The sequence below is a fragment of the Pseudomonas sp. HN8-3 genome (genome assembly GCF_020790195.1).
GTDB classification, from domain to species: domain Bacteria; phylum Pseudomonadota; class Gammaproteobacteria; order Pseudomonadales; family Pseudomonadaceae; genus Aquipseudomonas; species Aquipseudomonas synxantha_A.
The window spans coordinates 1,781,195-1,794,634 of record NZ_CP086206.1 but is presented as its reverse complement, the minus strand read 5'-3'; the positions used below and the strand labels follow the sequence as shown (position 1 = coordinate 1,794,634).

Here is a 13,440-nt window from a genome sequence, read left to right as displayed (position 1 = left end):
CCAGGCAAAGGACGTGTATTTTTCAAAGGGGACAAACAACAAGGGGGCGAATCTTCATCCGCCCCCTGTGTGTCCGCTTATTCCTGCGGTTCTTCTTCGTCTGCGGCAGCATCGAGGGTTGGCTCGTCGACGTTGTCATCGCCGGCTGCGATCACCTCGCCGTCGAACTCCTCGCCTTCCAGCTCTTCACCTTCAACTTCCGAAGGCTCCTGCACACGCTCCAGGCCGACCAGTTTTTCATCCTTGGCCAGCTTGATCAGGGTCACGCCCTGGGTATTACGGCCCAGGCTCGACACTTCAGCCACACGGGTACGCACCAGGGTGCCCTGGTCGGAAATCAGCATGATCTCCTCGCCATCAAGCACCTGTACCGCGCCAACCAGGCGGCCGTTGCGGTCGTTGCTGACCATGGCGATCACGCCCTGGCCGCCACGCTTGTACTCCGGGAACTCGCTGATGGCAGTGCGCTTGCCATAGCCACGCTCGGAAGCGGTGAGGATCTGGCTGCCTTCTTCCGGGATCAGCATCGAAATCAGCTTCTGCCCTTCCGGCAGGCGCATACCACGTACACCGCGGGCGGTACGGCCCATCGCGCGCACGTCGGATTCCTTGAAGCGCGTAACCTTGCCGCCATCGGAGAACAGCATGACTTCGCGCTCACCATCGGTAATGGCGGCGGAAATCAGTACGTCACCTTCATCCAGCTCCAGGGCGATCAGGCCCACGCTGCGTTGACGGCTGAAGGATTCCAGCGGGGTCTTCTTCACGGTGCCCTTGGCGGTAGCCATGAAGATGAAGTGACCTTCGGTGTATTCCTCGACCGGCAGCATGGTGGTGATGTATTCATCACTGTCCAGCGGCAGCAGGTTGACCAATGGGCGACCACGGGCAGCACGGGAAGCTTCCGGGATTTCGTAGGTTTTGAGCCAGTACACCTTGCCCTTGCTGGAGAACAGCAGCAGCGTGGTGTGGCTATTGGCGACCAGCAGGTGAGCGATGTAGTCCTCATCCTTGACGCCGGTAGCCGATTTACCTTTACCGCCACGACGCTGGGCCTGATACGCAGCCAACGGCTGGGTCTTGGCATAGCCACCGTGGGAGATGGTCACGACGCGCTCTTCTTCCGGGATCATGTCACCCAGGGTCAGGTCCAGGCGCGCATCGAGGATTTCGGTGCGGCGCACGTCGCCGTACTCGGCGCGGATCACTTCCAGTTCTTCGCGGATCACTTCCATCAGGCGCACGGCGCTGCTGAGGATGCGGATCAACTCGCCGATCTGGTTGAGGATCTCCTGGTACTCGGCCAACAGCTTCTCGTGCTCAAGACCGGTCAGGCGGTGCAGGCGCAGTTCCAGGATGGCCTGGGCCTGCTCCGGCGACAGGAAGTACTTGCCTTCGCGCAGGCCGTATTGCGGGTCCAGGGTTTCCGGACGGCAAGAATCGGCGCCTGCGCGCTCAACCATGGCCACCACGGCACTGGATTCCCAAGGCGTGCTGATCAACGCTTCCTTGGCTTCCGACGGGGTTGGCGAGGCCTTGATCAGGGCGATCACCGGGTCGATGTTCGACAACGCAACGGCCTGGCCTTCCAGGATGTGGCCGCGCTCGCGAGCCTTGCGCAGTTCGAACACGGTACGGCGGGTGACCACTTCGCGACGGTGACGTACGAAGGCTTCCAGCAGGTCCTTGAGGTTCAGGATGCGTGGGCGGCCGTCGATCAGTGCAACCACGTTGATACCAAACACGCTTTGCAGCTGGGTCTGGGCGTAGAGGTTGTTGAGGATCACCTCAGGCACTTCGCCACGACGCAGTTCGATCACCACGCGCATACCGTCTTTGTCGGACTCGTCGCGCAGTTCGGTAATGCCTTCGAGCTTCTTCTCTTTAACCAGCTCGGCGATCTTCTCGATCAGACGTGCCTTGTTCAACTGGTACGGGAGTTCGGTGATGACGATCTGCTGGCGGCCACCGACCTTGTCGATGTCTTCGATCATCGAACGGGCACGCATGTAAATGCGCCCGCGACCGGTGCGGTAGGCTTCGATGATGCCGGCGCGACCGTTGATGATCGCGGCGGTCGGGAAGTCCGGGCCGGGGATGTACTGCATCAGCTCATCGACAGTCAGCTCGGGGTTGTCGATGAGGGCCAGGCAACCATCGATGACTTCACCGAGGTTGTGCGGCGGGATGTTGGTGGCCATGCCCACGGCGATACCGCTGGAGCCGTTGACCAGCAGGTTGGGGATCTTGGTGGGCATGACGGCCGGGATCATTTCGGTGCCGTCGTAGTTCGGCACCCAGTCCACGGTTTCTTTATGCAGGTCGGCCAGCAGCTCGTGCGCCAGCTTGGTCATGCGCACTTCGGTGTATCGCATGGCCGCGGCGTTGTCGCCGTCGACCGAACCGAAGTTGCCCTGGCCGTCTACCAGCAGGTAGCGCAGGGAAAACGGCTGGGCCATCCGAACGATGGTGTCGTACACCGCAGTGTCGCCGTGAGGGTGATACTTACCGATCACGTCACCGACAACACGGGCAGATTTCTTGTACGGCTTGTTCCAGTCGTTACCCAGCTCGCTCATCGCGAACAGCACACGCCGGTGCACGGGCTTCAAGCCATCGCGCGCATCAGGCAGTGCCCGACCGACAATTACGCTCATCGCGTAGTCGAGGTAGGACTGTTTCAGCTCGTCTTCGATATTGACCGGGAGGATTTCTTTGGCCAGTTCGCCCATGAGAAGCCTGATTCCTTTTTCGGGTGAAACCTCGTCACATCCATTCGGGACGAACGAAGCTCGCCGCTGCCGGCACGGTGCCTGACAACGACTTACGACAAATCAACGAGTTATGACACGGATCTGCGCGTTATGAGCAACCCCTCGGGGCAGCCCTGGAAACCGCCGGATGTTATCACAATCGCCGCCACGCACCTATCCCCCTGATGCGCATGGAGGCTAGTAATTTGACGGATGATAGGCTTGAAGGGGACGAGAGGGGCTCAGAGGTGGGGTGATGCTGTTTTTTGAGGATGGATCCGAGGGTTTTATTGACTTTCGGGCCCAATCGGGGGCAAGCCCCCTCCCACACTTGAATTGTGAACACAGTCAAAATGTGGGAGGGGGGCTTGCCCCCGATTGCTATTTCACAGACACCACTGTCCTCAATGCAGCCGCTTACGGCACATCAACCTGGCCAATTTGGCAGTATCCGGCCGCTCGACCACGCCTTTCTCGGTCACGATCACATCAATCAGGTCGGCCGGGGTCACATCAAATACCGGATTAAACGCATCCACCTCCAGGCGCTGCCCCATGACGTGCAGCAGCTCAGCGGGATCGCGCGCCTCCAGTGCAACATCATCGCCAGTAGCCATCATCAAATCGAGCGTCGAACTCGACGCCACCACCATAAAGCGCACGCCATGGTGCATGGCACAGACGGCCAGCTGATAAGTGCCGATCTTGCTGATCACGTCGCCATTGGCGGCAATACAGTCAGCACCGACCACCACCCAGGTCACGCCTTTGGTCTTGAGGATATGCGCCCCGGCGGAGTCGGCATTCACCGTCACCGGGATGCCCTCGCCCGCCAACTCCCACGCCGTCAGGCGCGAGCCTTGCAGCCATGGACGGGTTTCGTTGACATAGACCTGCTCGACCAGCCCCTCCAGGAACGCCGCGCGAATCACGCCGTGGGCCGTGCCGACACCGCCCGTGGCCAATGCACCGGCGTTGCCATGGGTGAGGATCGCCTGGGCGTTGCCCTGGTGCTTGCGAATCCGCTCCATACCCAACTGGGCCATGACCACATTGGCCTCCCGGTCGCTTTCATGGATCACAATGGCCTGGGCTTCCAGCACGGTAACCGGGTCGGCGTGCTGCTTGAGGCGGTCCAGGCAGTCGCGCATATTCTTGAGTGCCCAGAACAGATTCGACCCGGTCGGGCGGCTATCGGCCAGCAGCGCGTAGTCTTCTTCCCACGCTGCCTGCCAGTCGCCACCCTCGGCAATGCGCTCACGGGCAGCCAGCACCAGGCCATAGGCGGCACTGATGCCGATGGCTGCTGAGCCCCGCACCACCATCGAACGAATGGCCTCGGCCACCGCCGCGACGGTATGGCAGGCCACCCAGCTCTCCCGGGACGGCAACACGCGCTGATCGAGCAGGTACAGCGCGCCGTCACGCCAATCGATGGCCTTCACTTTCTCTGCAGCCAACAGTCGGTCGCGCATCCCTTACCCCGCACTCATGAACAAAAGCCGCGGATTATAGCGATCCGCCAGCCAGGACGCTCGGGTATACTTCGCCCTTCTTTTATAGCTGCCTGGGAAGAAGCCTGCGATGACCTCCACTGCCGCCCCGCTCGACGTGTTGCTCTTGCCGACCTGGCTGGTACCGGTCGAACCTGCCGGCGTGGTGCTCAAAGAGCATGGTCTGGGCATCCGCGATGGGCGCATTGCCTTTATCGGCCCACGGGCCGCCGCATTGAAGCTGGCGGCCAATGAGGTGCGCGAACTGCCCGGCATGTTGCTCAGCCCCGGCTTGATCAACGCCCACGGCCATGCGGCAATGAGCCTGTTCCGTGGCTTGGCCGATGACCTGCCGTTGATGACCTGGCTGGAAAAACACATCTGGCCGGCCGAAGCCAAATGGGTCGATGAAGCCTTTGTGCGCGACGGCACCAACCTGGCCATCGCCGAACAGATCAAGGGCGGCATCACCTGCTTCTCCGACATGTACTTCTTCCCCAAGGTCGCCAGCGATTGCGTGCACAATAGCGGTATGCGCGCGCAGATCGCCATGCCGATCCTCGACTTCCCGATTCCCGGCGCCAGCACTGCCGACGAGGCGCTTCGCCAGGGCATCGAGCTGTTCGGCGACCTCAAGCACCACCCGCGCATCAAGATCACCTTCGGCCCTCACGCGCCCTACACCGTGTGCGACGCCAACCTGGAAAAGATCCGGGTGATCGCCGAAGAGCTGGACGCCGCGATCCATATGCATGTGCATGAAACCGCCTTTGAAGTACAACAAGCCGTGGAGCAGACCGGCGAGCGGCCATTGGCGCGCCTGGGTCGCCTCGGCTTGCTCGGGCCGCGCTTCCAGGCCGTTCACATGACCCAAATCAGCGAAGAAGACTTGGCTTTGCTGGTAGAAAGCAACACCAGCGTCATCCATTGCCCGGAATCGAACCTGAAACTGGCCAGCGGCTTTTGCCCGGTTGAGCGCTTGTGGCAGGCTGGGGTCAATGTGGCCATCGGCACCGACGGCGCCGCCAGCAACAATGACCTGGACCTGCTGGGCGAAACCCGTACCGCCGCGATGCTGGCCAAGGCCGTCGCCGGCTCGGCCACCGCCCTGGACGCCCACCGTGCCCTGCGCATGGCAACGCTCAACGGTGCACGGGCCATGGGCCTGGAAAGCGAGATTGGCTCGCTGGAAGTCGGCAAGGCCGCAGATATAGTCGCCTTCGATCTGTCGGGGCTGGCGCAACAACCGATCTACGATCCGGTCTCACAGCTTATATATGCCACCGGACGCGATTGCGTAAAACACCTTTGGGTCGCCGGCAAGCCATTGCTCGACGACCGGCAATTGACCCGCATGGATGAACAACAGTTGACCGCCACCGCCATTGCCTGGGGCCAACGCATCAGCGGGCACAGCGAATAACGAAGGTGCTGAGCCCATGCGCTCGGCACCCACTCACCGATTTTTCAGATTTAGAGGATTCATCATGAGCAACGTCGACCACGCCGAAATCGCCAAATTCGAAGCCCTCGCCCACCGCTGGTGGGACCGCGAGAGCGAGTTCAAACCCCTGCACGACATCAACCCGTTGCGGGTCAACTGGATTGACGAGCGCGTCAACCTGGCCGGCAAGAAGGTGCTGGACGTGGGTTGCGGCGGCGGCATCCTCAGCGAAGCCATGGCTCAACGCGGCGCGACCGTGATGGGTATCGACATGGGCGAAGCGCCATTGGCCGTGGCGCAGTTGCACCAGCTCGAATCCGGCGTGAGCGTGGAATACCGCCAGATCACCGCCGAAGCCCTGGCCGAGGAAATGCCCGAGCAGTTCGACGTGGTGACCTGCCTTGAGATGCTGGAACACGTGCCGGACCCATCCTCGGTCATCCGTGCGTGCTTCCGTATGGTCAAGCCGGGCGGCCAGGTGTTCTTCTCCACCATCAACCGCAACCCCAAGGCTTACCTGTTCGCGATCATTGGCGCCGAATACATCATGAAGCTGCTGCCGCGTGGCACCCATGACTTCAAGAAATTCATCCGCCCCTCCGAGCTGGGTGCGTGGAGCCGTCAGGCCGGGCTGACCGTCAAGGACATCATCGGCCTGACCTACAACCCGCTGACCAAGCACTACAAGCTGGCCAGCGATGTTGACGTCAACTACATGATCCAGACCCTGCGCGAGGAGTAAGCCTGTGAAGTTGCGAGCGGTTCTCTTCGACATGGACGGTACCCTGCTGGATACCGCGCCGGACTTTATCGCCATCTGCCAGGCCATGCGCGCCGACCGCGGCCTGGAACCGATCAACCCGCAGCACATCCGCGATGAAATCTCCGGCGGTGCGCGGGCGATGGTTGCCGTGACCTTTTCGATGGATCCTGAATCGCCAGGCTTTGAAAAGCTGCGCCAGGAATTCCTCGATCGCTACCTCAAGGGCTGCGCGGTGCACAGCAAACTGTTCGACGGCATGGCCGAGTTGCTGGAAGACATCGAGAAGGCCAAGCTGATCTGGGGTGTGGTCACCAACAAGCCCGTGCGCTTTGCCGAACCGATCATGCAGCAACTGGGCCTGGCCGAGCGCTCGGCCGTGCTGATCTGCCCGGACCACGTGAAGAACAGCAAGCCGGACCCGGAGCCCATGATCCTGGCGTGCAAGCTGCTCGACCTGGACCCGGCCAGTGTGCTGTTCGTGGGCGATGACCTGCGTGATATCGAGTCCGGCCGCGACGCCGGTACGCGCACGGCGGCGGTCACCTATGGCTATATCCACCCGGATGACAACCCGCGTCACTGGGGCGCGGATGTGGTGGTGGATCACCCGCTGGAATTGCGCAAGGTGCTGGATAACGCGCTGTGCAGTTGCTGATGGCTCCCACACTCTAATGACCCATGAAGATTAAAAAATGTGGGAGGGGGCTTGCTCCCGATAGCTGTGGGTCAGTCAGTAAATGCAGTGACTGACACACTGCTATCGGGAGCAAGCCCCCTCCCACATTGGATTTTCAATGCACTCAAAATTGGTATTACCTACTGAATTTTGTCGAGGCTATTTATGTTTGATTATTCTGCCCCTCCAGAACTGCTCAAAGGCCGGGTCATCCTGGTCACCGGCGCCGGCCGCGGGATTGGCGCAGCAGCGGCAAAGACCTATGCCGCCCATGGCGCGACCGTGCTGTTGCTGGGCAAGACCGAAGCAAACCTGGCCCAGGTATATGACGAGATCGAAGCGGCCGGCCAGCCGCAACCGGTGGTGATCCCGTTCAACCTGGAGACCGCCCTGCCCCATCAATACGATGAGCTGGCAGCGATGATCGAAAAAGAATTCGGCCGCCTCGACGGCCTGTTGCACAACGCCTCGATCATCGGCCCACGCACGCCCATCGAGCAGTTGTCCGGCGAGAATTTCATGCGCGTGATGCATGTGAACGTCAACGCGATGTTCATGCTGACCAGCACCTTGCTGCCGCTGCTCAAGTTGTCCCAGGATGCATCGGTGGTGTTCACCTCCAGCAGCGTCGGGCGCAAGGGGCGGGCGTACTGGGGGGCTTATGGTGTATCGAAGTTTGCTACCGAAGGCTTGATGCAAACCCTGGCCGATGAGCTGGAAGATGTAGCGGCAGTGCGCGCCAACAGCATCAACCCGGGCGGTACACGCACGAGTATGCGGGCCCAGGCGTATCCCGGGGAGAACCCGATGGAAAGGCCGGCGCCGGAAGACATCATGCCGGTGTACCTGTACCTGATGGGGCCGGACAGTGCTGGCATCAATGGGCAGGCGTTTGATGCGCAGTAAGCCCTGACACCCCGCAAAAAAATGTGGGAGCTGGCTTGCCTGCGATAGCATCACTGCGGTGTAACTGAAGCACCAAGGTGTCTGCATCGCAGGCAAGCCAGCTCCCACACTGCTTTGTGGTGTAGTCAAAAACTCAGTTTTTGACTACTTCTTCAAGGGTGAAACGGCCCAGTGGGTTCTGCAGGAAGTTGCTCACATTCTTGCGTGAAATATTGATGTACGGGCTGTAGTACAGGTCAATCCAGTTCACATCCTGTTTGGCCAGTTTCTGCAACTCGACATACATCTGCTCACGCTTGGTCGGGTCTGCCTCGACTCGCGCCGCAGCTACCAGCGCCTTGACCTTGTCGTTCTTGTAGCGGGTCATGTAGTTCTGGTTGGTGTCGTGGCCCAGCACGAAGGTGGTCTTCTGGTCCGGGTCGAGGATATCGTTGGTCCAGTACATCACCGAAATATCGTACTCACCGTCCACCAGCATCTGCCAGCTTTGGGTCGGGTCAACCTTTTGCAGGTTGGCGGTCACACCGACCTTGGCCAACTGGTCCTTGATGATCACCGCAATCTGCTCGTCGGCCTCGTTGCCGGCGTTGACCACGTAGTTGAGCTTCAAGTCCTTGGCACCAGCCTCCTCCAGCAGTTTCCTGGCCTCAGTCGGGTCATAAGGACGTTGCAGGTTGTTGGCGTAGTGGTACAGCGAGCCTTTGGGAATGTAGGAATACGCCACGGTGCCTTGACCGTAAGTAGCGGTTTTCACCAGCGATTGTTTGTCGATGGCCATGTCCAATGCCTGGCGCACCTGCGGCTTGGCGAGCAAGCCGTGCTCGTGGTTGATCAACAAGTGATCTTCACGGGTAGACGGGTCGGCGTGGATCACCACGTTCTTGTCTTTCTTCAGCTCTTCGACCCGCGAGAACGGTACGAAGATCGCCGTGTCGAGTTCGTTGTTCTGCACCATGCGCATACGGGTGTTGTCGTCGGTCACCGACACCCACTCCACGCCGTCGAGGCTGACGTTATTGGCCTGCCAGAAATTCGGGTTCTTCTTCAGGATCACCCGGTCGCCCTTGCGCCACTCTTCCACGGTAAACGCGCCGGACGTCACCGGGTTTTCCGAGTAGGCGTCTTCGCCCATCGTGGTCATGGCTTTTTCCGACAGGATCGACACCGTCGGCGACGCCAATTGCGAGAGGAAGGCCACCGCCGGGGTTTTCAGAGTGACCACCAGGGTCTTCGCATCGCTGGCCTTGGCGGTGTTGATCAGGCTGAACGGATCGCTCCACAACGACGCCTTGTTGTCGCGGATGCGCAACAGGCTGAACGCCGCGTCGGCCGCGGTGATCTTTGATCCGTCGGAGAACTTCGCTTCACGCAGTTTGAAGGTGTAGGTCAAGCCATCCTCGGATATCTCCCAGCTCTCGGCCAGGCCCGGTTCCATCTTGGTGCCCAGGTTATCCACGCGCACCAGGGTGTCGTAGACGTTGGCAAATACCCAGGTGTCGCGGTTTTGTGCGCTTTTGATCGGGTCGAAGGTGGTGCTGTCTTCACGGCAGCCGATGGTGAGGACACCAGCGGCCTGGGCCAGTCCTGCGGTCAGCGACCAGGCGGTCAGCGTAGCGGCGGCGAGCAACTTCAAGTGGCGCGATTGCATATCACAACTCCTTGTTAATGAATGGCAGAGGTCAAGGCAAAGGTTCTTCAAGCACGCAACTGTACCGATGCTCGTGCAGGAAATGGGTCGGCGGCAACACCGCGGAACACACGGCTCGCGCATACCGGCAACGCGGGTGAAACGCACAGCCTGTAGGCAGATTCAGTGGGCTTGGTGGCTCACCCGGCAAGGGGTGCGCGGGCAATGGCCGATGCGGGTCAATCTCGGGAATCGCCTCGATCAACGCCGCCGTATACGGATGACGCGGCGTGGTGAACACCGCCTCCACCGGGCCTTCCTCGACGATCTTGCCCAGGTACATCACCGCCACGCGGTCGCACAGGCGCCGCACGATGGCCAGGTCATGGGCGATAAACAGGATCGCCAGGTTCATGCGTTGTTGCAGTTCCAGCAGCAAGTTGATGATCTGGCCCTGGATCGACACATCCAGCGCGGCCACGCATTCATCGGCAATGATCAGGCGCGGCTCCACCGCCAGTGCCCGGGCGATACCCACGCGCTGGCATTGGCCGCCGCTGAGGGAGCCCGGTTTGCGCCCGGCCAACTCGGGGCGCAGGCCCACCAACTCCAGCAGCTCATTGACGCGTGCCGGGATCTGCTCCACAGCCACCTTGCGCTGCACGCGCAACACCTCGGCGAGGGTTTCGCCAATACTGTGCCGGGGGTTCAGCGCGGCGTACGGGTCCTGGAAAATCATCGCGGTTTCATGGCGCAGGCGGGCGATGTCGATGGCGCTGCCGTGCGCCATATCGATACCGTCAAACAGCACCTGGCCGGCGCTGATCGGGTTGAGGTGCAAAATCGCCCGGCCCAGGGTGCTCTTGCCGCTGCCGGACTCGCCCACCAAGCCGAGGGTTTCACCGGCGGCAAGGTTCAGCGACACCCCGTTCACCGCCCTCACCCACTGCTTGTTCAGGCCGAGCAGGCCACTGCCGGACGCGGCAAAGCGCACCTCCAGGTCCTTGATCTGCAACAGGCTCATGGGCGACCTCCCAGTGGATAGTGACAGGCCACGCGTGCGCCTTGGGGCAACAGCTCGGTGCATAAGGCCCCGGCCTGCGGGCAACGCGGATTAAAGCGGCAACCGTCAGGCAAGGCATCGAGCAACGGCGGCTGGCCAGGGATGGTGCGCAACAAGGCATGACCGCTGCTGTGGGCCGGCTGGCAGTCGATCAGCCCAGCGGTATAGGGATGTTGCGGCCGCGCCAGCAGTTCGTATTTGCTGCCGTGCTCGCACAGGCGCCCGGCGTACATCACCGCGATGGAATCGCAGGTTTGCGCGACCACGCCCAGGTCATGGGTGATCATGATGATCGACAGGCCACGCTGGTCGCGCAGGTCGAGCAACAGGCGCAGGATTTGCGCCTGCACCGTCACATCCAGGGCCGTGGTCGGCTCGTCGGCAATCAGCACTTTCGGGTTGCAGCCCAGTGCCACGGCGATCATCGCGCGCTGGCGCATACCGCCGGAAAACTCATGGGGATAGTTGTCGACCCGCGCCTGCGGGTCAGGAATCCCGACCTGGCGCAGCACCTCGATAGCCTGCAAGCGGGCGTCCTTTTTCGACGCACCTTGATGCAGGCGGATGCCCTCGGCGATCTGCTCGCCGATGCGCATCAGCGGATCCAGGTGGCTGCTGGGGTTCTGGAAGATCATGCCCAGTTGCCCGCCACGCACGGCGCGCATACCGGCGTCATCCAGTTGCAGCAGGTCCTGGCCGGCCAGGCGTACGGCGCCGCCTTGCACACGCAGGCTGGGCGATGGCAGCAGGCGCATCAAGCCGCGGCAGGCCATGGTCTTGCCCGACCCGCTCTCACCCACCAGGCCGAGAATCTCACCTTCGGCCAGGTCGAAGGACACGCGATCCACCAAGGTGACATCACGCCCGCTGTTGTTGGCGATCACGCTGAGGTCGCGCACTTGCAGCAGGCTCACGAGCGGTCCCCCAACACTTGCGCGACACCGTCGGCCAACAGGCTGAAGCCCATGGCCAGGGTCACAATGGCCAACCCCGGGAAGGTGCAGATCCACCAGGCCGTGGTGATAAAGGCTTGCCCCTCGGCCACCATCGTCCCCCATTCCGCGGTAGGCGGTTGCACGCCCAGGCCCAGGTAACTCACGGCGGCGCCGTTGAGCAGCACCAGCACCGCGTCGGACATGGAAAACACGATGGAGCCAAACAGGGCATTGGGCAGCAAATGCCGGAACAGAATGCGCCCATGGCCAAACCCCAGGCTCTTGGCGGCCAGGGCAAACTCGCTTTCCTTGAGCACCAGGATCTGCGAGCGAATCAACCGCGCATACGACACCCAGCCCACCAGTGCCATGGCGATATAAAAGCTCTGCAAGCCAGGCCCCAGAATGGCCATGATCGCCAGCATCAGCACCAGGAACGGGAACGCCAGCACCACATCGATCACGCGCATACAGAAACTGTCGAAACGCCCACCCACATAACCGGACACCGCGCCGACGAAAGTGCCGATGATGAACGGGAAAATCACCCCGACAATCGCCAGTTGCAGGTCGATGCGCGCGCCCCAGATCACCCGCGATAACACATCCCGGCCGTAATTGTCGGTACCCAGCGGATGGGCAAGGCTGGGCGCCAGCAAACTCATGTCGGTGTTTTGCGCGATGGGGTCAAACGGTGCGATCCACGGCGCAAACAGCGCCAGGGCCAGCCACGTCAACAGGATCAGCAGGCCCCAGGCGGCGGTCAGGCGACCATTGCGAAAGCCAAAGCGCAGGCGCAAGCGCCAGGGTGCAATCAGTGGGCGGCTGCTCATTGCATCTTCACCCGAGGGTCGAGCGCTACCGTCACTACGTCGGCGACGAAGTTGACCACCACCGTGGCGCAGGCCAGCACCATCGCCACGCCCTGCACCACCATGTAGTCACGGGTGAAAATACCGCGCACCAGCAATTGGCCGATGCCCGGAATCGCAAACAGGCTTTCGATGACCACCGTACCGCTGATCAGCCAGCCGATGTTGACCGCCAGCAGGTTGACGGCCGGCACCAGCGAGTTGGGCAGTACATGCCGACGAAACACCGCAGCCTCGGACAAGCCTCGGGCCCGGGCGGCGGTGACATGATCGGCCTGCAGCTCCATCAACATACTCGCCCGCAGGTTGCGCACCAGCACCGCCGACAGCGCCAGGGCGATGGTCAGGCACGGCAACACCATATGGTGGGCCTTGTCCAGCCAGGTCCGCCCATAGCCAGACACCGGGAACAGGCCCCATTGCACGCTCAGCAGCAGGATCAGCATCAAGCCCAGCCAGAATGCCGGCATCCCCAGGCCGACCGTGGTGAAAACGCGGATCAGGTTGTCCGCCCAACCGCCTTTGTGGCGCGCCGCTACTGTCGCCAGCGGCACCGCGATCAGCAACGCCAGGGCCACGCTGCCCAGCACCAGCACCAGCGTCGGCTCGATGCGGGTAACGATCAGTTTCAGCGCGTCGACCTTGTACAGCAGCGATTGGCCGAGGTCGCCCTTGAGCAGGTTTTTCAGGAAGTAGAAATATTGCAGCCACAAGGGCTGGTCGAGGCCGAACTGGGCACGGATTTTCAGCAGCGCATCCGGCGTACTGCGCGAGCCAAGCAAAGCCCGCGCTGGGTCGCCGGGGATCGAGCGCACCAACACAAAAGTGATCAGGCTGATGCCAAACAGCACCGGCAGCAGTTGCAACGGCCGGGCCAGGACAAAACGGTAACGCGCCAGGTTCATCCG

General features: G+C 61.6%; 11 protein-coding genes. 4 read left to right on the top strand and 7 right to left on the bottom strand.

Annotated elements, in window-relative coordinates; all coding sequences use genetic code 11:
- Positions 1 to 77 precede the first annotated feature (77 nt).
- Together gyrA and mtnA are read right to left on the bottom strand one after the other, a co-directional pair.
- The gene (gene gyrA, locus LJX92_RS08145) at positions 78 to 2,732 is read right to left on the bottom strand and encodes a DNA gyrase subunit A (RefSeq protein ID WP_005786294.1); all 2,655 of its coding nucleotides are present in this window, start codon (positions 2,730 to 2,732) and stop codon (positions 78 to 80) included.
- 425 nt (positions 2,733 to 3,157) lie between these two features.
- The gene (mtnA, locus tag LJX92_RS08140) at positions 3,158 to 4,228 is read right to left on the bottom strand and encodes an S-methyl-5-thioribose-1-phosphate isomerase (RefSeq protein ID WP_228309554.1); all 1,071 of its coding nucleotides are present in this window, start codon (positions 4,226 to 4,228) and stop codon (positions 3,158 to 3,160) included.
- Positions 4,229 to 4,337: 109 nt separating this feature from the next.
- On the opposite strand from mtnA, the gene LJX92_RS08135 reads away from it, so the two are divergent.
- The 4 genes from LJX92_RS08135 (at position 4,338) to LJX92_RS08120 (ending at position 8,035) form a co-directional block, all read left to right on the top strand.
- Entirely contained in the window at positions 4,338 to 5,669 is a 1,332-nt protein-coding gene (locus LJX92_RS08135) for a TRZ/ATZ family hydrolase (protein ID WP_078820660.1), read from the top strand.
- 64 nt (positions 5,670 to 5,733) lie between these two features.
- A complete protein-coding gene (ubiG, locus tag LJX92_RS08130; RefSeq protein ID WP_003172645.1) occupies positions 5,734 to 6,432 on the top strand; it encodes a bifunctional 2-polyprenyl-6-hydroxyphenol methylase/3-demethylubiquinol 3-O-methyltransferase UbiG in 699 nt (232 codons plus the stop codon).
- Between the two features lie 4 nt (positions 6,433 to 6,436).
- Entirely contained in the window at positions 6,437 to 7,108 is a 672-nt protein-coding gene (gene mupP, locus LJX92_RS08125) for an N-acetylmuramic acid 6-phosphate phosphatase MupP (protein ID WP_148852329.1), read from the top strand.
- A 186-nt stretch (positions 7,109 to 7,294) separates the two neighbouring features.
- Positions 7,295 to 8,035, top strand: a complete 741-nt coding sequence (locus LJX92_RS08120; protein WP_103733566.1) for a YciK family oxidoreductase — start codon at positions 7,295 to 7,297, stop codon at positions 8,033 to 8,035.
- A 133-nt stretch (positions 8,036 to 8,168) separates the two neighbouring features.
- On the opposite strand, the gene LJX92_RS08115 is transcribed toward LJX92_RS08120, so the two are convergent.
- From LJX92_RS08115 to LJX92_RS08095, 5 genes are read right to left on the bottom strand one after another with little or no spacing between them, the layout of a single operon-like run.
- Complete coding sequence (locus tag LJX92_RS08115; RefSeq protein WP_103733565.1) at positions 8,169 to 9,683, bottom strand: ABC transporter substrate-binding protein; 1,515 nt, start codon at positions 9,681 to 9,683, stop codon at positions 8,169 to 8,171.
- Between the two features lie 31 nt (positions 9,684 to 9,714).
- Complete coding sequence (locus LJX92_RS08110; protein WP_032877183.1) at positions 9,715 to 10,686, bottom strand: ABC transporter ATP-binding protein; 972 nt, start codon at positions 10,684 to 10,686, stop codon at positions 9,715 to 9,717.
- Positions 10,683 to 11,639: an ABC transporter ATP-binding protein gene (locus tag LJX92_RS08105; protein WP_032877184.1), complete on the bottom strand. Its 957-nt coding sequence runs from the start codon at positions 11,637 to 11,639 to the stop codon at positions 10,683 to 10,685. Before LJX92_RS08105 ends, LJX92_RS08110 begins: the two co-directional genes overlap by 4 nt.
- Positions 11,636 to 12,493 (bottom strand): ABC transporter permease, encoded by an 858-nt coding sequence (locus LJX92_RS08100; protein WP_005786281.1) that lies wholly within the window; start codon positions 12,491 to 12,493, stop codon positions 11,636 to 11,638. Before LJX92_RS08100 ends, LJX92_RS08105 begins: the two co-directional genes overlap by 4 nt.
- Positions 12,490 to 13,437 carry an ABC transporter permease gene (locus LJX92_RS08095; protein ID WP_228309552.1) on the bottom strand — a complete coding sequence of 316 codons (948 nt, stop codon included), beginning with the start codon at positions 13,435 to 13,437 and terminating at the stop codon, positions 12,490 to 12,492. Before LJX92_RS08095 ends, LJX92_RS08100 begins: the two co-directional genes overlap by 4 nt.
- Between the last annotated feature and the right edge of the window lie 3 nt (positions 13,438 to 13,440).

What these genes read in the sequence shown, in the direction of transcription:
- gyrA (WP_005786294.1), bottom strand. Translation starts at nt 2,732, where the DNA reads ATGGGCGAACTGGCCAAAGAAATCCTCCCGGTCAATATCGAAGACGAG.
- mtnA (WP_228309554.1), bottom strand. Translation starts at nt 4,228, where the DNA reads ATGCGCGACCGACTGTTGGCTGCAGAGAAAGTGAAGGCCATCGATTGG.
- LJX92_RS08135 (WP_078820660.1), top strand. Translation starts at nt 4,338, where the DNA reads ATGACCTCCACTGCCGCCCCGCTCGACGTGTTGCTCTTGCCGACCTGG.
- ubiG (WP_003172645.1), top strand. Translation starts at nt 5,734, where the DNA reads ATGAGCAACGTCGACCACGCCGAAATCGCCAAATTCGAAGCCCTCGCC.
- LJX92_RS08120 (WP_103733566.1), top strand. Translation starts at nt 7,295, where the DNA reads ATGTTTGATTATTCTGCCCCTCCAGAACTGCTCAAAGGCCGGGTCATC.
- LJX92_RS08115 (WP_103733565.1), bottom strand. Translation starts at nt 9,683, where the DNA reads ATGCAATCGCGCCACTTGAAGTTGCTCGCCGCCGCTACGCTGACCGCC.
- LJX92_RS08110 (WP_032877183.1), bottom strand. Translation starts at nt 10,686, where the DNA reads ATGAGCCTGTTGCAGATCAAGGACCTGGAGGTGCGCTTTGCCGCGTCC.
- LJX92_RS08100 (WP_005786281.1), bottom strand. Translation starts at nt 12,493, where the DNA reads ATGAGCAGCCGCCCACTGATTGCACCCTGGCGCTTGCGCCTGCGCTTT.
- LJX92_RS08095 (WP_228309552.1), bottom strand. Translation starts at nt 13,437, where the DNA reads ATGAACCTGGCGCGTTACCGTTTTGTCCTGGCCCGGCCGTTGCAACTG.